The organism is Paenibacillus sp. S-38, assembly GCF_049942825.1.
Classification (GTDB): Bacteria; Bacillota; Bacilli; order Paenibacillales; family NBRC-103111; genus Paenibacillus_G.
The window spans coordinates 187501-209047 of the sequence record NZ_CP187970.1; the positions used below are offsets into that span (position 1 = coordinate 187501).

The 21547-nt window shown below is 56.1% G+C and carries 18 protein-coding genes, 9 tRNA genes and 1 rRNA gene (1 of these 28 cut by a window edge); 27 read left to right on the plus strand and 1 reads right to left on the minus strand.

All coding sequences use genetic code 11. From position 1 onward, the window contains the following. The 10 genes from ACP26L_RS00865 to ACP26L_RS00910 all read left to right on the plus strand — a co-directional run. Positions 1-1941: ribosomal RNA gene (locus ACP26L_RS00865) — 23S ribosomal RNA — on the plus strand (it extends 980 nt beyond the left edge of the window). A 180-nt stretch (positions 1942-2121) separates the two neighbouring features. Further along, positions 2122-2209 (plus strand) — tRNA-Ser (locus tag ACP26L_RS00870). 29 nt (positions 2210-2238) lie between these two features. Then, positions 2239-2315 (plus strand) — tRNA-Met (locus ACP26L_RS00875). A 39-nt stretch (positions 2316-2354) separates the two neighbouring features. Further along, positions 2355-2430, plus strand: a tRNA-Val gene (locus tag ACP26L_RS00880). A 15-nt stretch (positions 2431-2445) separates the two neighbouring features. Further along, positions 2446-2522, plus strand: a tRNA-Met gene (locus tag ACP26L_RS00885). Positions 2523-2537: 15 nt separating this feature from the next. Then, positions 2538-2614, plus strand: a tRNA-Asp gene (locus tag ACP26L_RS00890). 48 nt (positions 2615-2662) lie between these two features. Then, positions 2663-2738, plus strand: a tRNA-Phe gene (locus ACP26L_RS00895). 5 nt (positions 2739-2743) lie between these two features. Beyond that, positions 2744-2819, plus strand: a tRNA-Thr gene (locus tag ACP26L_RS00900). Positions 2820-2828: 9 nt separating this feature from the next. Continuing rightward, positions 2829-2913, plus strand: a tRNA-Tyr gene (locus tag ACP26L_RS00905). Between the two features lie 14 nt (positions 2914-2927). Further along, positions 2928-3003, plus strand: a tRNA-Lys gene (locus tag ACP26L_RS00910). Positions 3004-3123: 120 nt separating this feature from the next. Here ACP26L_RS00910 and larA read toward each other — a convergent pair. Next, positions 3124-4386 carry a nickel-dependent lactate racemase gene (gene larA / locus ACP26L_RS00915; protein WP_426450581.1) on the minus strand — a complete coding sequence of 421 codons (1263 nt, stop codon included), beginning with the start codon at positions 4384-4386 and terminating at the stop codon, positions 3124-3126. 173 nt (positions 4387-4559) lie between these two features. Between larA and ACP26L_RS00920 the strand changes: the two genes are divergently transcribed. From ACP26L_RS00920 to trxB, 17 genes are all read left to right on the plus strand, one after another. Further along, a complete protein-coding gene (locus ACP26L_RS00920; protein WP_426450582.1) occupies positions 4560-5672 on the plus strand; it encodes a PucR family transcriptional regulator in 1113 nt (370 codons plus the stop codon). 90 nt (positions 5673-5762) lie between these two features. Next, positions 5763-6887 (plus strand): ABC transporter ATP-binding protein, encoded by a 1125-nt coding sequence (locus tag ACP26L_RS00925; protein ID WP_426450583.1) that lies wholly within the window; start codon positions 5763-5765, stop codon positions 6885-6887. Positions 6888-7012: 125 nt separating this feature from the next. Next, positions 7013-7954 (plus strand): HPr(Ser) kinase/phosphatase, encoded by a 942-nt coding sequence (hprK, locus tag ACP26L_RS00930; RefSeq protein WP_426450585.1) that lies wholly within the window; start codon positions 7013-7015, stop codon positions 7952-7954. An 80-nt stretch (positions 7955-8034) separates the two neighbouring features. Continuing rightward, positions 8035-9081, plus strand: coding sequence for a prolipoprotein diacylglyceryl transferase (gene lgt, locus ACP26L_RS00935; RefSeq protein WP_426450586.1), 1047 nt, complete (start codon positions 8035-8037; stop codon positions 9079-9081). Next, complete coding sequence (gene ppaX, locus ACP26L_RS00940; protein ID WP_426450587.1) at positions 9059-9712, plus strand: pyrophosphatase PpaX; 654 nt, start codon at positions 9059-9061, stop codon at positions 9710-9712. The genes lgt and ppaX overlap by 23 nt, the downstream gene beginning before the upstream one ends. Continuing rightward, entirely contained in the window at positions 9709-10212 is a 504-nt protein-coding gene (locus ACP26L_RS00945; protein ID WP_426450588.1) for an acyltransferase, read from the plus strand. The genes ppaX and ACP26L_RS00945 overlap by 4 nt, the downstream gene beginning before the upstream one ends. A 315-nt stretch (positions 10213-10527) precedes the next feature. After that, positions 10528-11706, plus strand: coding sequence for an ATP phosphoribosyltransferase regulatory subunit (locus tag ACP26L_RS00950; protein ID WP_426450589.1), 1179 nt, complete (start codon positions 10528-10530; stop codon positions 11704-11706). 13 nt (positions 11707-11719) lie between these two features. Next, on the plus strand, positions 11720-12367 hold the full coding sequence (hisG, locus tag ACP26L_RS00955; protein ID WP_426450590.1) for an ATP phosphoribosyltransferase: 648 nt from the start codon (positions 11720-11722) through the stop codon (positions 12365-12367). Between the two features lie 169 nt (positions 12368-12536). After that, the gene (gene hisD / locus ACP26L_RS00960; protein ID WP_426450591.1) at positions 12537-13826 is read left to right on the plus strand and encodes a histidinol dehydrogenase; all 1290 of its coding nucleotides are present in this window, start codon (positions 12537-12539) and stop codon (positions 13824-13826) included. Next, the gene (hisB, locus tag ACP26L_RS00965; protein WP_426450592.1) at positions 13819-14430 is read left to right on the plus strand and encodes an imidazoleglycerol-phosphate dehydratase HisB; all 612 of its coding nucleotides are present in this window, start codon (positions 13819-13821) and stop codon (positions 14428-14430) included. Before hisD ends, hisB begins: the two co-directional genes overlap by 8 nt. Before the next feature lie 3 nt (positions 14431-14433). Then, entirely contained in the window at positions 14434-15060 is a 627-nt protein-coding gene (hisH, locus tag ACP26L_RS00970; protein WP_426450593.1) for an imidazole glycerol phosphate synthase subunit HisH, read from the plus strand. 40 nt (positions 15061-15100) lie between these two features. After that, positions 15101-15859, plus strand: a complete 759-nt coding sequence (hisF, locus tag ACP26L_RS00975; protein ID WP_426450594.1) for an imidazole glycerol phosphate synthase subunit HisF — start codon at positions 15101-15103, stop codon at positions 15857-15859. After that, entirely contained in the window at positions 15856-16563 is a 708-nt protein-coding gene (gene hisIE, locus ACP26L_RS00980) for a bifunctional phosphoribosyl-AMP cyclohydrolase/phosphoribosyl-ATP diphosphatase HisIE (RefSeq protein WP_426450595.1), read from the plus strand. Before hisF ends, hisIE begins: the two co-directional genes overlap by 4 nt. Positions 16564-16575: 12 nt before the next feature. Next, the gene (gene hisJ, locus ACP26L_RS00985) at positions 16576-17391 is read left to right on the plus strand and encodes a histidinol-phosphatase HisJ (protein ID WP_426450596.1); all 816 of its coding nucleotides are present in this window, start codon (positions 16576-16578) and stop codon (positions 17389-17391) included. Positions 17392-17511: 120 nt separating this feature from the next. Next, positions 17512-18462, plus strand: coding sequence for a ribose-phosphate diphosphokinase (locus ACP26L_RS00990; RefSeq protein WP_426450597.1), 951 nt, complete (start codon positions 17512-17514; stop codon positions 18460-18462). A gap of 169 nt (positions 18463-18631) precedes the next feature. Continuing rightward, entirely contained in the window at positions 18632-20386 is a 1755-nt protein-coding gene (locus ACP26L_RS00995) for a tetratricopeptide repeat protein (protein ID WP_426450598.1), read from the plus strand. 44 nt (positions 20387-20430) lie between these two features. Continuing rightward, positions 20431-21384, plus strand: a complete 954-nt coding sequence (gene trxB / locus ACP26L_RS01000; protein WP_426450599.1) for a thioredoxin-disulfide reductase — start codon at positions 20431-20433, stop codon at positions 21382-21384. Positions 21385-21547: the final 163 nt, after the last annotated feature.

The following is a 21547-nucleotide window of genomic DNA, read 5'->3' on the forward strand; positions in this document are numbered from 1 at the left end:
AGTCAGACAGTGAGTGCTAAGATCCATTGTCAAGAGGGAAACAGCCCAGATCATCAGCTAAGGTCCCCAAGTGTGTGTTAAGTGGGAAAGGATGTGGAGTTGCACAGACAACCAGGATGTTGGCTTAGAAGCAGCCACCATTGAAAGAGTGCGTAATAGCTCACTGGTCGAGTGACTCTGCGCCGAAAATGTAACGGGGCTAAACACACCACCGAAGCTATGACTAGATATCTATGATATCCTGGGGTAGGGGAGCGTTGTATGCGGGTTGAAGGTTGATCGTGAGGACAGCTGGACTGCATACAAGTGAGAATGCCGGTATGAGTAACGAAAAGATCAGTGAGAATCTGATCCGCCGAAAGCCTAAGGGTTCCTGAGGAAGGCTCGTCCGCTCAGGGTAAGTCGGGACCTAAGGCGAGGCCGAAAGGCGTAGTCGAAGGACAACAGGTTGAAATTCCTGTACCACCGTGAACCGTTATGAGCAATGGGGTGACGCAGAAGGATAGTGACGCGAGCTGATGGATGCTCGTCCAAGCAGTGAGGCTGATGTGCAGGCAAATCCGCACATCGTAAGGCTGAGCTGTGATGGGGAGGGAAACTTAAGTACCGAAGGTCATGAGTTCAGGCTGCCAAGAAAAGCCTCTAGCCAGGGAGAAGGTGCCCGTACCGCAAACCGACACAGGTAGGCGAGCAGAGCATGCTAAGGCGCGCGGAAGAACTCTCGTTAAGGAACTCGGCAAAATGACCCCGTAACTTCGGGAGAAGGGGTGCCTCGGTAGGGTGAATAGCCCGAGGGGGCCGCAGTGAAAAGGCCCAAGCGACTGTTTAGCAAAAACACAGGTCTGTGCGAAGCCGCAAGGCGAAGTATACGGGCTGACGCCTGCCCGGTGCTGGAAGGTTAAGGGGAGCGGTTAGGGGTAACCCGAAGCTGTGAACCGAAGCCCCAGTAAACGGCGGCCGTAACTATAACGGTCCTAAGGTAGCGAAATTCCTTGTCAGGTAAATTCTGACCCGCACGAATGGCGTAACGACTTGGGCGCTGTCTCGACGAGAGATCCGGTGAAATTTTAATACCTGTGAAGATGCAGGTTACCCGCGACAAGACGGAAAGACCCCATGGAGCTTTACTGCAGCTTGATATTGGACTTTGGTACGATCTGTACAGGATAGGTGGGAGCCTGAGAAGCCTGAGCGCCAGCTTGGGTGGAGGCGCCGTTGGGATACCACCCTGATCGTATCGGAGTTCTAACCTGGTACCGTGATCCGGTGCGGGGACAGTGTCAGGTGGGCAGTTTGACTGGGGCGGTCGCCTCCTAAAGCGTAACGGAGGCGCCCCAAGGTTCCCTCAGAATGGTTGGAAATCATTCGAAGAGTGCAAAGGCATAAGGGAGCTTGACTGCGAGACAAACAGGTCGAGCAGGGACGAAAGTCGGGCTTAGTGATCCGGTGGTACCGAATGGAAGGGCCATCGCTCAACGGATAAAAGCTACCCTGGGGATAACAGGCTTATCTCCCCCAAGAGTCCACATCGACGGGGAGGTTTGGCACCTCGATGTCGGCTCATCGCATCCTGGGGCTGAAGTAGGTCCCAAGGGTTGGGCTGTTCGCCCATTAAAGCGGTACGCGAGCTGGGTTCAGAACGTCGTGAGACAGTTCGGTCCCTATCTGTCGCGGGCGCAGGAAATTTGAGAGGAGCTGTCCTTAGTACGAGAGGACCGGGATGGACGTACCGCTGGTGTACCAGTTGTTCCGCCAGGAGCACGGCTGGATAGCCAAGTACGGACGGGATAAGCGCTGAAAGCATCTAAGCGTGAAGCCCCCCTCAAGATGAGATTTCCCAGTATGTAAGACCCCTTGTAGACGACGAGGTTGATAGGTTCGGGGTGGAAGCGCGGCAACGTGTGGAGCTGACGAATACTAATCGGTCGAGGGCTTATCCACTAGCTTCCGCAAGGAAGCGGCAGCAGTAATGTAGATGTGAGGTCTTTAGCTAGCGAGTGAGGATATATCATTTTGGTAGTGACCTTTGTGCGAAGCACAACGGAACGCAAAATGATATATCCGAACGACCGTTTCGTTTCCAGTTTTCAAGGTACAAGCCTTGAAAGTCGATTGATGCATGGAGAGATACCCAAGTGGCTCAAGGGGACCCTCTGCTAAGGGGTTAGACTGCGCAAGTGGTGCGAGGGTTCGAATCCCTCTCTCTCCGTAGATTTCAACCGCATCATTGAATAATATGGCGGCATAGCTCAGCTGGCTAGAGCGTACGGTTCATACCCGTAAGGTCGGGGGTTCGATCCCCTCTGCCGCTACCATATTTCCAAACTTGTTGATACATATGGTTTGGTTACCCAGGAGGCTTAGCTCAGCTGGGAGAGCATCTGCCTTACAAGCAGAGGGTCGGCGGTTCGATCCCGTCAGCCTCCACCATAATGTTTTTACTGACGCGGGGTGGAGCAGCCCGGTAGCTCGTCGGGCTCATAACCCGAAGGCCGCAGGTTCAAATCCTGCCCCCGCAACCAATTTTACTCTAGTGTGGAGCCGTGGTGTAGAGGCCTAACATGCCTGCCTGTCACGCAGGAGACCGCGGGTTCGAATCCCGTCGGCTCCGCCATTTATTCCTTGTTTTGAGGAATACAGAAATCATAACTATATATACTAAGGCTCGGTAGCTCAGTCGGTAGAGCAGAGGACTGAAAATCCTCGTGTCGGCGGTTCGATTCCGTCCCGAGCCACCATGTATGCCGCTGTAGCTCAATTGGTAGAGCAACTGACTTGTAATCAGTAGGTTGGGGGTTCAAGTCCTCTCGGCGGCACCATTGTTTTGTGGAGGCTTAGTGAAGTGGCTAAACACGGCAGACTGTAAATCTGCTCTCATCGAGTTCGGTGGTTCGAATCCATCAGCCTCCACCACTTCTTTTCATCCAGAGCCATTAGCTCAGTCGGTAGAGCACCTGACTTTTAATCAGGGTGTCGTAGGTTCGAGTCCTACATGGCTCACCATTTTGGAGTAAGTACCTCGATAGGGGTCTTTTTTTGTTTTATAGGGAATTAGTAAAAACCGCCAAGGGAGAAGTTATCCTCAAGGCGGTTTTTTTGATTGGGACAAAGCTGTGTGAGCTGCTATGCTTCTTCAGAAGGCTGGGGAAAAGTGAGCGATCCAAAAGGCATGACGGCCAAGCTGAGATCGGATTGCTCAGCAAGGGTTCTGCGAAGCCATTCATTCGGATCAGAGATGGTCGAGAAGCCGAGCAGATCAACCCAGTGAGGGGAAAGAGAAGAGTAGAGATGCACCTGAACCCGGTTTACTATCTCTTCCACGTGAAGCAGCTTATGGGCACCAAGTACAAAATGCTCCTTCAAGGCATTCGTACTGCGCTGAAGGTCGGGCATCGTCTCAAGCCAATCCTGAAGGACGCCGCTTCCGAGCATTTCCCGGCATTCTGCGATAAGCAGAACCTTGCCTCCAGGACGGGTAAAGGCAGCCGCATTACGAAGAGATTTCAGCGCTTGATAAAGCTGCAGATCCCTGGGGGCTCCTCCCGCAGAGACGACGACAACATCATAGAGCTCACGTACAGGCAGCAGGAAATACCGGGCGGCGAGCCGTGCCCCGCTGCGGTGCGTCTCTACAAGGTCCCCTGCGAAGGAGTCCAATACTTCATTCTCATGATTCAAAATAACATTCAGGATAAAGTGGATGGGGGTGAATGATTGTGCCTCAACCATATCCGCGTATAAAGGGTTGTCCGCTTTTCCGGCTTTGCCGGGATACTTTAGCGACAATCCGTGATTATATTCGATGGTACGCCGGGAAGCGGCACCGGGGACGAGGGCCTTGGCCCCTCCCGAAATTCCCGCCAGTGCATGCGGCTGAATATTGCCGGTAGCAATCCGGAAAGGGGCTTCCGCCACGAGGCGGTTGATTTCTACGGGGGTCCCCAGCTTGGTGGTTCCTACGAATACGCAGTCCTCCGGATCTGAAGAATGGTTATGAATTCGAACCCGGTCCGCAATCTCCTCGCCGACGAGTTCAATCAGTTCCTTCTCCGTGTGACGGCGGTGGGCTCCCAAGGCCACCACAATGTCCACTTGCTCATCCGCAATACCGGCCGCAGTCAGTTCCTGAAGCAGTAGGGGCAGCATGAGCCGATTCGGACATGGACGTGTCCCGTCGCTGATCAGGATGACGGCACGAGAATGGCCGGCGGCAGCTTCACGAAGCGGAGGAGAGGCCAAGGGATGAGCAAGAGACCGACGGATGCGTTCCAATGAGAGCTGAGGCGAGGCGGCTCGGTCCGTGCCAGGATAAGTAAGTGAATCCCAGGCCTTGGAGGACGGGATATCCAGTGCTGCGGTTCCGCGGCCGTATCGTAGATCGGGCAAGGTGAGCCCTCCTTTTTCAATGAATGATAGAATCACCAACTAATTACTATGATTTCCATAGGCAGCGCCCTATATCCGATGCGAGGGGGCCTGCGTATTCCCTTCGAGTTGCAAGGAAGTAAGAGGGTTATGATACAATATGGAGAGATGTAACTAGATATAATACCTTATAGATGAAGGTTGGGAGCCGGATGGACTGGGGAACGGTGAGAGAGCAGCTGGAAGGTATTTTGGGCATCAACGTAGAAGCGGTCAAGTGGCCGCTGACCGATTGGGAGCAAGCTTGGGGAGCCTCTGAAGAGCCCAGTGTCAGCTTAGTTAAGCATGGTCGGGTATACTGGCTGGTACAGAAGCAGGAAACGGAAGCGCTTTTATTGGCTGCTGATGAGCCGCTGGTCAGTGAAGTTGAACGGCGTCTCGTGGACTTGGTGCTTGCAGCCAAGAAGGAGCCCGAGTCTAAGCTGGTCCGTATGCCGAGCGAGGAAGAACGCAAAGCCGGGTTGGTGCGGGATTGGCTGCATCAGCAGCAGGAGCGCGGCTTCACCCATGCGGAGATGCCGGACCAGCTCGTATCTCTATTGTCACTCTATTCCACAAAAGTACCTATTCTTCTCTATGGAGACTATACAACCTCGCGCCGCGTGCAATATGCGGAGCTGAAGAAGCTGCTCGATTCCTTTTTTGATGCGGAGATTACGCTGATTCCCTTGACGGAAAAAGAGTGGCTTATCCTCGGCTCGGAGAAAATCCTGTCGATGGATGGAATGGACGACAGGGATGAGGAAACCCTGGAGGACAAGCTGGCCGCCATGGGGTACGGTCTGCACGAGATGCTGGAGAACGAGTGGGTGGGCGAGGCCCATCTGGCCGTCCACTACCCGATGACGCCGGCCAAATCGCTCTACAGCGTCGTGCTCCAACTGCGGGAGACGATCATGCTGGGGCGTACCTACCATGTCGGCAGCAGCATGCATCTGCCCTGGGAGCTGCAGCTAGAGAAGCTGGTACACCTCGTACCGGAATCGGAAAAAGCCAGCTTCCTGGAGCGCGTGCTGAAGCGGCTGGATGTCGCTTTCGATCCGGAGACGATGACGACGCTGGAACAGTTTTTTCAACTGGACTGCAATGTCAGCGAGACGGCGAAAAAGCTCTACATCCACCGAAATACGCTGCTGTACCGCCTGGACAAGTTCAAACAGGAGACCGGATTGGATGTCCGGACCTTTAATAATGCGGTTCTTGTGAAGATTGCCATGCTATTGTACAAAGTAACGAAAAGAAAGTGATTTTTTTGTAGGGATTGTGCATAGTCACCGCGAGGGCCGTAGGGTATGATTAACTCATATCAAGATACTATCTCGTAGGGGGAATTAATCATGGCAGGCGTTCGTTTGAACCACATTGTGAAGAGATATCCTGGCGCGGCAGAAGCAACGGTAAAAGACTTCCACTTGGATATCAAGGATAAGGAGTTCCTCGTTCTTGTAGGCGCTTCCGGCTGTGGTAAATCCACGACGCTTCGTATGATTGCGGGTCTGGAAGAAATCACGGAAGGCGAACTGTACATCGGCGACCGCCTTGTGAACGATGTAGCTCCTAAAGACCGCGACATCGCGATGGTATTCCAATCCTACGCGCTGTATCCGCACATGAACGTGTACCAGAACATGGCGTTTGGTCTCAAACTTCGTAAGTTCAAGAAAGCCGACATCGATGCACGTGTTCGCGAAGCTGCGAAAATTCTCGACATCGAGCACCTGCTGGATCGTAAGCCGAAAGCACTCTCCGGTGGTCAGCGCCAGCGTGTTGCCCTCGGCCGTGCGATTGTCCGTGAGCCGCAAGTGTTCCTGATGGACGAACCGCTCTCCAACTTGGATGCAAAGCTGCGTGTACAGATGCGTGCCGAAATCGGTAAGCTGCACAAGCGTCTCGAAACGACGATCATCTACGTAACACACGACCAGACGGAAGCTATGACGATGGGCGACCGGATTGTCGTTATGGATAAAGGCATCATCCAACAGGCTGCAACGCCTGAAGAAATCTACAACTATCCGAAGAACATGTTCGTAGCGGGCTTCATCGGCTCCCCGTCCATGAACTTCGTGAGCGGTACTTTCGCCGAGCAGAACGGCGGCGTGTACTTCAAAGCTCAGGGCCTGAATGTAGAAGTACCTGAAGGCAAAGCGAAAGTACTGCGCGAGAAGGGCTACATCGGGAAAGAAGTAATCATGGGTATCCGTCCTGAAGATTTCCACGAAGAAGCAATCTTCATGGAAGCTTCCCCGAACACGATCGTGAACGTTAACATCGAGCTGTCCGAGAACCTCGGTCACGAAATGTACCTGTACCTGAACGGCATCGGTACACAAACGGTCATCGCCCGTGTAGACGGCCGCGCTTCCTTCAAGGAAGGCACGACAGTGAAGCTTGCGCTCGACATGAATAAAGCACACTTCTTCGACAAAGAAACGACGCAATCCATCCTGGTGAATTCTTAATTCATCGGTTCGTTCCAAGAGGGTCAGCCCACGGGCTGGCTCTCTTTTTGCTATAAGGCCTTGTTGATTTATAACAACGATTCCATTAGGATGAGAATATTGGAATACAAAGGAGACCGATCGCGATGGCTAAAAAAGTGAAAGTATCGGATTTGGTGAGAGAGTTCCATTTGGAGGTCATCTGCGGAGAAGAAGGACTGAAGCGTCCGATCGCTACCGCGGATTTGTATCGGCCGGGACTGGAGCTGGCCGGTTATTACGAGTTTCACCCGCATGACCGTGTGCAGATTCTGGGGAAGACCGAGCTGACGTTCTTTGACGGCCTGTCTTCGGAAGACCGGACGGACCGCATGGAGCGGATCTGCTCGCCCAAGGATATCCCCTGCGTCATTCTGTCGCGCAGCCTGGAAGCTCCGATCGAGCTGCTCGCCTCGGCGAACGAGCATAAGATTCCCGTTCTGCGTACCGGAATGGCCACTACGATTCTGGCCAGCCGTCTGACGAATTTTCTTGAGAACCGGCTCGCTCCGACAACAACGATCCATGGCGTTCTCGTTGACGTATACGGCATCGGGATGCTGATCTCGGGCTCCAGCGGCATTGGTAAGAGTGAGACGGCACTCGAGCTCGTCAAGCGGGGACACCGACTTATCGCGGATGATGCGGTGGAGATCCGTCAGACCGCCGATCACCAGCTCATCGGTAACGCACCGGAGCTGATCCGGCATTTGCTCGAGATCCGCGGGATTGGGATTATCAACGTCATGACGCTGTTCGGGGCAGGAGCGGTTCGCACAGAGAAGAAGATTGCCGTCGTCTGCAAGCTCGAAACCTGGCAGCAGGATAAGCAGTATGACCGGCTTGGCCTCGATGAAGAGACGACCCGAATCATTGATACGGATGTACCGCTGGTCACGATTCCTGTACGTCCGGGCCGTAACCTTGCCGTCATTATCGAGGTGGCTGCGATGAACTATCGCTTGAAGCGGATGGGCTACAACGCGGCGCTTCAGTTTACGAACAAACTGACGGAATCCCTTGCGGAAGATATGGATGATCTGGAATAGCGTTACCGCAGATTAACAAGATGTACCATCAGCGCAGCTCAATCCGAGTAAGGGTAGGCTGTAGGGAAGGAGCACCGCTCATGTTATTTACAATGAGTACCATCGCATTCTCGATCGGTCCGATCAGTGTGCACTGGTACGGCATTATTCTGGGCTTGGCCGCGCTCACGGGGCTTATGCTGGCGGTTCAGGAAGGTAAGAGGTTCGGGATTCCCTCCGATTTCTTCATGGACATGCTGTTGGTCGGTGTGCCTTCGGCCATTATCGGGGCGCGCATCTACTATGTGGCCTTCCAGTGGGAAGATTACAAGGACAATCCGATTACGGCACTTTACATATGGCAGGGCGGGATCGCCATCTACGGGGCATTGATCGGCGCGATCATCGGAGCGGGTATTTATTTCAGGCGCAAGGGCTACTCGTTCTGGCGAATCGCGGACATCTGTGCTCCGGGACTGATCATCGGGCAGGCGATCGGACGATGGGGAAACTTCATCAATAAAGAAGCGCATGGTGGTCCAGTGGATGTGGCTTTCTTATCGAACAATCTGCATTTGCCATCATGGATCGTGAGCCAGATGCAGATCAACGGGACGTATTACCATCCGACCTTTTTGTATGAATCGCTTTGGAATATTGTCGGGCTGCTGGTGCTCTTCGTGCTTCGCAGGCAGCCTTTCCTTCGGGCGGGCGAGCTGTTCTTGAGTTACTTTGTCTGGTACGGCATCGGGCGGTTCTTCATTGAAGGGCTGCGGACCGACAGCCTTGGTTTTACGGGGCCGGATTGGCTCGCTGCTCTCATGAACGGTCTTTGGTCTCCAATGACCCTTCTCGGGTTTACAGCAGGGGATATGAGCATGAATGGCGGCAACGTACGGATCTCTCAAATGCTGGCTGTCCTGTTTGTCATCGGGGCTATTGTGCTTATGATCATCCGGCGGGTTACCGGGGCCTCCGCGGCGAAATATGCCGATCCGATTCGGCGCAGAGGAGAAGCCCCTGCGCATGAGGTGGGAGCCGACGGCGGTACATTGGAGGCCGGCGTGAATCCAACGGGGGCCAATAAGGCGGGGAAGACTGACTATTATACAAAGGAGCCGGATCATGATCCAAACCGTACTGTTTGACCTCGATGGAACGATTCTGGATACGAATGAGCTCATCATCCAATCGTTCCTGCATACTTTCGAAGGCGTAACCGCCGAGCCGTTGACGCGAAGCCATATCATTCCGAACATGGGCCGGCCTCTGGTGGAGCAAATGGTCTTTTTCTCAGGCAGGGAAGAGGTAGAAGATCTGGTGGCGAAGTATCGTCACTTTAACCTGACCCGGCATGACGAGCTTGTCACAGAGTTCCCCAAAGTGCGGGAGACCCTTGCGAAGCTGCATGCTGCGGGAATCCGTATGGGCGTGGTCACGAGCAAGATCCGCAAAACAACGGAAATGGGGCTCAAGCTGACCGGGATCTACGACTATTTCGGCTCCATCGTGACAGTTGAAGATGTGGAGAAAGCGAAGCCTGATCCGGAAGGGATCCGAAAGGCGCTGCAGGAGCTTGGTGCGGATCCGGCCACGGCCTTGATGGTGGGAGACAGCCACTATGATATCGAAGCCGCACACAATGCCGGGCTTCCTTCCGTAGGGGTAGCGTGGTCCCTTAAGGGGCTGGAATATCTCCAAGGGTATTCACCAACCCACATTATCCATGACATTGAGGAACTGCTTGGCATCATCGGGCTGGAGGAGAAGCAGGTGTGAGGCGGACGGACCGCTATCCGGTAGACGGGCCGAATTCGCTCTGGCAGGTGTACCGCACCATTCCAAGGTGGAAGGCGGTCCGCAACTTCATTTTCATCCAGATCTCGCGCTACGCTCCTTCGCTTCCGCTGAAGCTGTGGATCTACCGCAGGGTGCTTGGGATGAAGGTGGGACGGCATACTTCCTTTGCACTCATGGTGATGGTCGACGTGTTCTTTCCGGAGAGAATCGAAGTCGGGGAGAATACGATTATCGGGTACAATTCCACGATTCTGACGCATGAATACCTCATTAAGGAATACCGGCTCGGGCATGTGCGGATCGGGTCGAACGTGATGATCGGAGCGAATACGACTGTCCTGCCCGGGGTGACGATAGGCGATGGAGCGATCGTAGGAGCGGGCTCGGTCGTACACAAGGATGTGGCTCCGTACAGCTTCGTGGCCGGGAATCCGCTCCAGGTCATCCGGCCGGATATCAGGGAAGATGACCAGGCCTGAGCGATGAAGAGCAGGCTGGGAGATGCGCGGCGGATGGCCTGCGGGGAGATACAGGACCTTTATCCGCGTGATCGACGGATTGCATTGTATATAGCTGCAGCCAACACAGCTTAGAGACAACATCAGAGGCAGGACCTGCGGGTCCGTCTCTTTTTTGTACCCGGTTTGCGGGAGTAGGGCCTGCAATTGACGAAGCTGGGCTTCCGTGGTAAACTAACGAATACATTCTTCATCTTGGTAGTATGGTAACATATTAGCGGACTAAAGCGTTCTGAAATATTCATGACTAAACGAAGATAGATAGGGTGAACTCCATTGTCCAAACCGAAGGTGTTTGAGAAGCCTACAGGCGTGAAGGACTATCTCCCTGAGGCAGCTGCCAAACTGCGCAGCATTGAGCTGAACGTGATGCAGTGCATGGAACGTTGGGGGTATCGTGAGATTATCACGCCAACGTTAGAATATTACGATACGGTGGGTGTGGCCAGCTCCACGGAAGATAAGAAGCTGTTCAAGCTGCTAGACCGCAACGGAACGACGCTGGTGCTTCGCTCCGACATGACGGCACCGATCGCACGGGTCGTTTCGTCTCTGCTGCAGAACGAGGCCTTCCCCCTGCGGCTCTCCTATCAGGCGAATGTGTTCCGGGCCTTCGAGGCGGAGGCGGGCCGGGATGCGGAGTTCTTCCAGACTGGCGTGGAGCTCGTAGGAGACGCTTCGTCCGAATCGGATGCGGAAGTGATCGCGCTCGCGATTGCGTGTCTGCAGGCGGCAGGCGTCAAGGAGTTCAAGATTGCCGTGGGTCACGTCGGCTTCCTGAACGGGCTGCTGCAGGAAACGTTGAAGGACGATGCGGAAGCACAGACGCTGCTGAAGGGCTGTCTGCTCAACCGTGATTACGTGGGCTACCGGGAGGCACTTCAAGAGCTTCAGCTGACCGAGAGGGTACGCGGCGAGCTGGAGGGCATTCTGCGCCTGCGCGGCGGCCAGGAAATCTGCCGTCAGGCACGCGAGCTGACCGAGGACCCGGTGGCCCAGCATGCCATTGCCCACCTCTGCGAGGTATGGGACGTGCTGCAGGCTTACGGTGTAAGCGATCATGTGCTCATCGACCTGACGATGATCGGGGACTTCTCTTACTACACGGGGATGACGTTCGAAGGCTATGCGGCTGATCTCGGCTTTCCGGTATGCAGCGGCGGACGCTACGATAACCTGCTGAAGCAGTTCGGCCGTCCTGCACCGGCAACGGGATTCGCGCTGAAGACGAACCGGATTCTCGAAGTTGTCGGACGGGAGACGCAGGGGCGCCGGCTGCGGAGCACGCTTGTGCTTTATACGGCAGGACGGCGGGCGGAAGCGCTGGCCCGTGCGGCGGAACTGCGCTTGGAAGAAGGGCGTACGGTGGAGACCCGGCTGATTCCCGAAGGATTTTTCGTGGCGGTACAGGGACTGCCGTATGACGATGTGCTTGAATTCGTAGGCGAAGGATAGGAGGTCCCAGGCGATGCAGGAGCTATTGAAGGTTGCGATGCCCAAAGGGCGGATCTATAAGCAGGCGTCGAAGCTGTTCCGCGAAGCGGGCCTTGCGATACCGGACGATGCGGACGATTCCCGGAAGCTGATCATTCAGGTGCCGGAAGCGAATATGGAATTCATTATGGCGAAGCCGGTCGATGTGCCGACCTATGTGGAGTACGGGGTGGCGGATATCGGTGTAGTCGGCAAAGACGTATTGATGGAAGAAAACCGCGATGTATATGAGCTGCTGGATCTAGGCATCGCACGCTGCCGGATGTCTGTGATCGCACTGCCGGATTGGCAGCCGGTGATCAATCCCCGGGTAGCGACAAAGTATCCGAACGTGGCGTCCCAGTACTTCCGGGAGCAGGGCCAGCAGGTGGAGGTTATCAAGCTCAACGGATCGATCGAACTGGCGCCGATGATCGGCCTGGCTGACCGGATCGTCGATATGGTCGAGACCGGAAGCACGATCCGCGAGAACGGGCTCAAGGAATATGAGCAGATCTTCTCGATCACGTCCCGTTTGATCGCCAACCGCGTGAGCTACCGGATGAAGAACAGCGCGATTCAAGCCCTGTGCGACCGGCTTCAGCCGGCCATTGCCGCGGCTGTCGCAGGTGCCGGCAAGTAAGCGATCGACCCAGGCTAAGGCTGATTGCTGCTGATGCTATAGGCACAGCCTAGCCTGCGGATAAGCGCTTAACATGCAGCTGCAACCGTGAGCGGGTACAAGGCGGTTAGATATCATTTGGCAGTGATGAGAAATTGAAGCAAGGAAGCTATCGGGAGGAGGCGGCGACATGAAGGTGATGCCGGCATCGGAATTTAGTCTGAAGCGGGAGGTCGAGTACGGCTCTCCCGAGCAAAATGAGGCGGTTCGGCGCATTATCGAAGAGGTGCGGCAGGATGGCGATGCGGCTCTCCGCCGGTTCGCACAACAGTTCGACGGGGTGCGCGTAAGCGATCTGCGTGTGAGCGCCGAGGAGATTGAAGCAGCGTATCAAAAGGTGGATGAAGGATTCCTCGCGGCCATTCGGGAAGCAGCAGTGAATATACGCCGGTTCCACGAGAAACAGATGCGCACTTCCTGGATGGATCTGCAGGGCGACGGCAGCATTCTCGGCCAGGTGATCCGGCCGCTGCGCCGCGTGGGGCTGTATGTTCCCGGAGGCAAGGCCGCTTACCCGTCCTCCGTGCTCATGAACGCTATTCCGGCCCAGGTGGCCGGTGTGCCGGAGATCGTCATGGTCACCCCGCCGGCGACAGCCGGGGTGGAAGGCATCGATCCACACATCCTTGTGGCGGCGGCGGAAGCCGGCGTGAAGGAGATCTACCGCGTCGGCGGTGCCCAGGCCGTAGCGGCACTGGCTTACGGCACGGAGTCGATCCCTGCGGCTGACAAGATCGTCGGGCCGGGCAATATCTACGTGGCCCTGGCCAAGCGGTACGTATTCGGCGCGGTGGACATCGATTCCATTGCAGGGCCTAGCGAGATCGTAGTGCTCGCGGACGGGAGTGCCGATCCGGCCTATGTGGCAGCCGATCTATTGTCCCAGGCAGAGCATGACGAGATGGCTTCGGCGATTCTCATTACGCCTTCGGAGGACCTGGCGAACGCCGTGCGGGCGGAAGTGGAGCTGCAGCTGCAGGCACTGCCGCGGCGTGAGATCGCCGCACAGTCGATCCGCGACTACGGCGCGATCCTGACGGTTTCCTCGCTCGAAGAGGGCGTCGATGCGGTGAACCGGCTGGCACCGGAGCATCTCGAGATTCTGGTGGCCGACCCGTTCCAATACCTGAGCCGCATCGAGAATGCGGGGGCAGTGTTCCTGGGTCCGTACAGCTCGGAGCCGGTAGGCGACTATTTTGCTGGACCGAACCACGTGCTGCCGACCAACGGTACGGCACGGTTCTCCTCGCCGCTGAACGTCGACGATTTTTTGAAGAAATCCAGTGTGATCTATTACAGCAAGGAAGCGCTGCTGCGTGACGGGGAGAAGATCATGACGCTGGCCCGCCACGAAGGGCTGGAAGCCCACGCACGTGCGATTGAAATCCGGTTGGAGAAGGAAGGGAACCGCAATGGCTAATGAACAAGATCAGCAAGCAGGCCGCCGCTCCGAAGTGGCGCGCAAAACCAATGAGACCGATATCCGTCTGGCCTTCGCGGTAGACGGAAGCGGCGTATCGGAGATTGAGACGGACGTGCCGTTCCTCAATCATATGCTGGACCTGTTCACGAAGCACGGCCAGTTCGATCTGCGTGTCGACGCCAAGGGGGATGTGGAGATTGACGATCACCACACCGTGGAAGATATCGGGATCTGCCTCGGGCAGACGCTCCGTGAAGCGCTCGGCGACAAGCGGGGCATCAAGCGCTATGCGAGCGTGTTCGTCCCGATGGACGAAGCACTGGCTCAGGTCGTCATTGATGTGAGCAACCGGCCGCACTTCGAATACCGGGCGCAGTATCCGTCCCAGACGGTGGGCAGCTTCCAGGTGGAGCTCGTGCATGAATTTCTGTGGAAGCTGGCACTGGAAGCGCGCATCACGCTTCACGTCATCGTCCACTATGGACAGAACACGCACCACATGATCGAAGCGGTCTTCAAAGCGCTGGGCCGGGCCCTCGATGAGGCGACAAGCATCGATCCGCGCGTACAGGGCGTGCCTTCGACGAAAGGGGTTCTGTAAGCCATGATCGCGATCATCGACTACGGCGTAGGTAATCTGCACAGCGTCCGTTCCGCGGTGGAGCGCCTCGGCTATGAGGCGCTCGTCACCTCGGACGAAGCGGAGATTCTCGGCGCTGCCGGCGCGATCCTGCCCGGTGTCGGCGCGTTCGGCGACGCGATGGCGCATCTGTGCGAAGCGAGGCTGGCGGATACCGTGCGGAAAGCCGCGGACAGCGGCAAACCGCTGCTCGGCATCTGCCTTGGCATGCAGCTGCTGTTCTCGCGCAGCGAAGAGCATGGCGAGCATGAAGGCCTCGGCCTGCTGCCGGGCGAGGTGGTGCGTTTCCGCGGCGATTACAAGGTGCCGCATATGGGCTGGAACAAGCTCTCCTACAAGCAGGAGAGCCCGCTGTTCCGTGAACTGCCGGAAGGACACGTGTATTTCGTCCACTCGTATCACGTGAAGCCGGAGCAGGCCTCGGATCTCTTGGCCACCACGGATTATTACCAGGAAGTGACCGCGATCGTCGGACGCGGCAATGTATTCGGCATGCAGTTTCACCCTGAGAAGAGCGGCAGCGTAGGCATGAAGCTGCTCGGCAACTTCCTTGCGCTGTGTGAAGGACGCACAGAGGCAGGGCAGCTGTAAACTTGGAGTGGAGCTAGGCAGCACGGAAAGGGGCATAAGTATGCTGGCCAAACGGATTATTCCCTGCCTTGACGTGAAGGACGGAAGGGTCGTCAAGGGAGTCAATTTCGTCAATCTGCGGGATGCCGGCGATCCGGTTGAGCTTGCAGCGATCTACGATAAGGAAGGGGCCGATGAGCTCGTATTCCTCGATATCTCGGCTTCTCACGAAGGGCGTGCCACCATGGTGGAAGTGGTGCAGCAGACCGCAGAGCAGGTGACCATTCCCTTCACCGTGGGCGGCGGCATTGGCTCCGTCGACGATATGAAACGGATGCTGCGCGCGGGCGCGGACAAGATCGGGATCAACACGGCGGCTCTTCGCAATCCGCAGCTGATCTCCGACGGAGCCCGTCGGTTCGGATCGCAGTGCATTGTCGTGGCGGTGGACGCGCGCTTCAACCCCGAGTGGGGCGAGTGGGAAGTGTTCACCCACGGTGGCCGCAATGCGACAGGCATCCGTGCCCTGGAGTGGGTGAAACGGGCGGAGACGCTCGGCGCAGGGGAACTGCTGCTGACCAGCATGGACGCCGACGGCACGAAGGACGGCTTCGACATCAAGCTGACCCGTGCGGTGTCGGAGCTCGTCAGCATTCCCGTCATCGCCTCCGGCGGAGCGGGACGCAAGGAGCATTTTGCCGACGTGTTCGAGCAGGGCAAGGCGGATGCGGGACTGGCCGCCACGATTTTTCACTACAAAGAAATGACGATCGAAGAGGTCAAAGACGACCTCCGCAGCAAAGGAGTCGAAGTCCGGTGAGTGGAGCACAGGGAGCAGTAGAGAGCATAGAGGCGCTGCAGGCGGCTATCCAGTGGGATGCCCACGGCCTCGTGCCCGCCATCGTCCAGGATGCACTGAGCAAAGAAGTGCTGATGATGGCCTATATGAATGAGGAGTCGCTGAAGCTGACGCTGGAATCGGGCGAGACATGGTTCTGGAGCCGTTCGCGGCAGGAGCTGTGGCACAAAGGAGCCACGTCTGGGCATACCCAGAAGGTCACATCGCTGCGGTATGATTGTGACGGCGACACGCTGCTCGTGCTTGTCGAGCAGAAGGGCCCAGCCTGCCATACCGGCAGCTACAGCTGCTTCTTCAACGATGTGAAGCTGGGTGCCCTCGCGGGAGCGGAGGGGGCTGCTGCGAATGAATCGGACCGCTTCGCCATGCTGGCGAAGGTCGAGGCCGTGATTGCCCAGCGTGACGCAGAGCGGCCGGAAGGCGCGTACACGACGTACCTCTTCGAGAAGGGGATCGACAAGATCCTGAAGAAGATCGGTGAGGAAGCGGGTGAAGTGATCATCGCAGCCAAAAATCAGGACAACGAAGAGCTCCGCTATGAAGCGACGGACCTGCTCTTCCACCTGATGGTGCTGCTGCGCGAGCGCAAGCTGCCGCTCGATGACCTAATGTACGAGCTGGGACGCCGGTACAACAAACCGAAGTCGGAATATTCGCTGGAATAGGAGAGAAGCTAAATGCGCATCGATTACCACACGCACCATGTGCGCTGCGGGCATGCGTCGGGCGATCTCGAGGAGTATGTGATGAAGGGCATCGAGATCGGACTGACCCAGCTGGGCTTGTCCGATCACATGCCCTTGCTTCATGTAGATCCGGAGACCTATCTGCCCGGCATGGCCATGCCGATGGATGAACTGCCGCGGTACGTCGAGGAAGCGTTCCGCCTGCAGCAGAAATATAAAGATCAAATCGATATCCGTGTCGGCCTGGAAGGCGATTACATCGAGGGCTGGGAGAAGCAGATCGAGGAGATCATCCGGGCCTATCCATGGGATTATGTGATCGGCTCCGTTCATTTTCTCGGGGAATGGGATATCACGGACTACCGCCAAACGGACGGCTGGAAAGAACGCGACGCTTATGCCGTATACGAGCAGTATTACGATGCGGTCGTGAAGGCCTGCCGGACGGGGTTCTACGATTATATCGGCCATATTGATGTGATCAAGCGCTTCGGCTTCAAGCCGGACCGGAATGTCGAACATTTGGAGAAGATGGCGCTTGAGGCCGTGAAGGCCGCTGATATGGCCATTGAGCTTAACGCTTCGGGTCTGCGCATGCCGGTTCAGGAGATGTTCCCCAGCCGGCGCATGCTGGAATATGCGTTAAAGCTTGGCATTCCCGTTACGCTGGGGTCCGACGCACATCAGCCTGAACGGCTTGGCCAGTATTTGGATGAGGCTACAGCCCTGCTGCAGGACGTGGGTTTTACCGATTTAGCCACATTTAAAGTCAGGAACCGACAAAACGTGCCTATTGGATTTGAGTAATTTCATGTATAATGGGGAAGAAACAAATGTCACTCCTGATTCCAGGGTAAACCGATACAGGCGCCTTATGCGCCACACGTCAAATGTTCCACGGAACACAAGCAGAATGCGGAGGTAACCATGTACAGCGACAAAATGAAGATTTTCTCGGGTTCGTCCAACCCGAAATTGGCAGAGCGCATCTGTAGAGAGCTGGAGGTACCGCTCGGCCAGATTAAGCTTTCCCGTTTCAAGAGCGGGGAAATTTACTGTCTCTACGAAGAGAGCATCCGGAACTGCGATGTGTTCCTGGTGCAGACGTTCTCCCATTCCATCAACGAGAATTTCATGGAACTGCTCGTCATGATGGACGCGGCCAAACGGGCTTCGGCGAGAACGATCAACCTTGTCGTTCCATACTATGGTTATTCCCGCCAAGAGCGCAAAGCCGCGCCCCGGGAACCGATCTCGGCCAAACTGGTGGCAGACCTGCTGACCGCGGCAGGTGCGGACCGAGTCATCACGATCGATCTGCATGCACCGGCGATTCAAGGCTTTTTCGACATCCCTGTGGACCATTTGACTGCGCTGGATCTCATCAGCGATTATATGAAGAAACTCAATGTGCCTAATCCGATCATCGTTTCTCCGGATGCCGGACGGGCTACAACGGCCGAGAAGATGGCGAACATCCTCGACGCGCCGTTTGCCATGATGATCAAGAAGCGCCCTGCGCATAACGAAGCCGTCATCACGCACGTGATCGGGGACGTGGCCGGCATGACGCCGATCATCATTGAAGACCTGATCGACACGGGCACGACGATCGTGAATGTAGTCGAGGGGCTGAAGGAACGCGGAGCGCACGACGCTTACATCTGTGCGACGCATCCGGTATTCTCCGGTCCTGCCCTGCAGCGTCTGGATCACCCGAACATCAAAGAGGTGGTCATTACGGACTCCATCGCGATTCCGGAAGATCATTCCGCCCGTTTCCGGGTGCTCTCGGTTTCCCACCTGCTGGCCGACGCGATCAATATCATCATGTCCGGCGGCTCGCTCAGCTCCCTGTTCAAATACGGCGGAGTGTAACCTTATAATATTTCCCACACGACTCCGGCCTTCAGAACCTTATGGTTTTGGGCCGGTTTGTGTTATGATGGGAAGAACTACGAATACCGGACATGTAGAGACTCACCCATCAGCGTAGGCTGCCGATGACTTCTCGATCATACCGGACGGACACGGAGGTGCCTTACTCATGGAGAAGAAAAAACGTGCTCTGCCCCAAACCCACACCAATGTCGTGCCGATGAAAATGGATGCCACGTTCTTTTTCGAAAAAGCCGTTCAGTCAATGGACCGTTATCATTATGATAAGGCATTGAAATATTTTCGTCGTGCCGCCGAGTACGAGCCGGAGAACGCGGTAAACCACTGCAATCTGGCGGGGCTGTTATCCGAGATGGGGAACTATGAGGAATCGAACCGCATTCTGCAGCACGTGCTCGACCAGATTGATCCGGCGATGACGGAATGCTATTTCTATATGGCGAACAACTTCGCGAATATGGAGAACTACGAATCGGCGGAGAAGGCGATCGTCCATTATCTCGAGAATGACCCGACAGGCCAGTTCCTGGAGGAATCCGAGGAGATGATGGAGCTGCTCAGCTTCGAGCTCGAGCGGCCGGCGAAGCTGTCGACGATCAAAAGCCGCGAAGGGCTGTTCGAGCATGACCGCGCCCGTGCGCTGCTCGAGGAAGGCAAGTTCTCGGAAGCGGTACGCATTCTCGAGAACATCGTCAAGAAGCATTCGGATTTCATGGCGGCGCGCAACAATCTGGCGCTGGCTTACTACTATATGGGGCATTTCGATAAATCGGTCGACATGATCAAGCAGGTGCTTGAGCTGGAGCCCGGCAATCTGCATGCCCTTTGCAACCTTGCGATCTTCTACCAGCACTTCGGTGATAAGGCTGCGCTGGGCGAACTTCTCGAAGTGCTGCGCAAGACGTATCCGTTCCACCAGGACCATGTCTTCAAGCTGGCCACGACGATGGGGATCCTGAGTGAGCACGATAAGGCCTACCGTCTCTTCAAGCGTCTGCTCAAGACCGGTGAAGCGGGGCTGGATCCCTGCCTGTTCCACTATACGGCTGTAGCGGCTTACAATACGGGCAGGTATGCGGAAGCAGAGCGGCAGTGGCGTCAAGCCGAGAAGTTCGATCCGACTTCGGAGATTCCGAAGTTCTATCTTACCCTGATGGGCAAGTATAAGCAGGACAAAATCAAGTCGAATGTCAGCTATCACTACCATCTGCCGTTCGAAGAGCAGTTCCGCGGTATTGAGCGGGGGGAGAACGGTCTGCCGGACCATCTGAAGCGCGATCCGCTTGTTCGTTCTTCCTTCTTCTGGGCGCTGCGCCACGGGGACGGGGATACGAAGCTGCAGGTCATTCAGGCATTCGCCCTAATCGGGGATGATGAAGTGAAGGACGCACTGACCCAGTTCATCCTGGAACCGGAGGAAGATGACTATCTGAAGAAGGTAGCCGTCTTCGTTCTCCGCAGTATCGGGGTAAGGGAACCGCTAACGGCGGTGTTGGAAGGCCGTGAGACCACGGTCGCCCCATCGCCATTCGCTCCGAATTTGCCCGTTTGGGACCGCAAGTGGCAGGGTATTATGGAAATGGCGATGCGTAACATGGCCCGCCGTTATGATATGGTGCAGCAGTACGATTTGCAGACACTCTGGGTAGAATACCTTACGAGGGTGTTCCCGAATGTGCCGAAGATGGCGAAGCCTGAGGGCTGGGCCGCGGCACTCGAGTACCTGACGGCCAAGATGCACCGCCGTCCCATCACGTACGGAGATGCAGCCGCCAGATACGGGGTCTCCATTGCGACCGTCAGCAAGAATGCCAAAACCATAGACGAAGCCTGCGGGCTTCGGGAGAAGATGGCCGCGATCTTCAGCAAGTTTGCCGAGTTGGATTCTAGCCATGAATCATAGATAGCAAGCAAACTAATGCGTATGCAAAGACGGGAGGAACCTATATGTACAAATCCATCGTAATCGGTACCGGACCTGCAGGCCTGACGGCAGCGATCTATCTCGCTCGCGCCAACCTCAGTCCTTTGGTGATTGAGGGTCCGGAGCCGGGCGGCCAGCTTACCACCACAACCGAAGTCGAGAATTTCCCCGGGTTCCCTGAGGGCATCATGGGTCCTGAGCTCATGGCCAACATGCGCAAGCAGGCGGAGCGCTTCGGCGCGGAGTTCAAAACCGGCTGGGTGAACAACGTGGATTTGTCGAAGCGTCCCTTCAAGCTGAACGTCGAAGGCCTTGGCGACATCGAAGCCGAGTCGCTCATCATCTCTACCGGCGCGTCTGCCAAGCTGCTCGGGATCGAGAACGAGAAGGAAAGCATCGGCCGTGGCGTATCCACCTGTGCTACCTGCGACGGATTCTTCTTCCGCGGCAAGAAGATCATCGTGGTGGGCGGCGGCGATTCCGCGATGGAGGAGGCGAACTTCCTGACCCGCTTCGCAACGGAAGTGCGTCTGGTGCACCGACGCGAAGAACTGCGCGCCTCGAAGATCATGCAGGACCGCGCACGCGAGAACGGCAAGATTGCCTGGAGCCTGAACCGGACGCCGCTTGAAGTCATCTCGGGTGAGAAGGGCGTAACCGGCCTTAAGGTCAAGAACAATGAGACGGGCCAGGAAGAAATCCTCGAGACGGATGGAATCTTCGTTGCGATTGGCCACAAGCCGAATACGGACTTCCTCAAGGGACAGATCGTAACGGATGAAGTCGGCTACATCCAGGTGAAGCCGGGTTCGTCGCTGACGAATATCGAAGGCGTGTTTGCCTGCGGTGACGTACAGGACAGCAAGTACCGCCAGGCAATTACCGCAGCCGGCAGCGGCTGCATGGCGGCTCTGGACTGCGAGAAATTCCTCGAAGGGCACATGGTGCATGACTGGAGCCAGTCGCTGAACAAGTAAAGATGTGGTGGAAAAAGCGTAAATCCGACACCGGATGGTGAGGGATTTACGCTTTTTTTGCTGTTCAACCGTGCTTAAGTTAAAACGATCTTAAGTTTCGTTTAGGGGGATTCCCAAAATGTTGAAGTTATGGTAGCATGAGCGGGGTGATACATAGTGTATC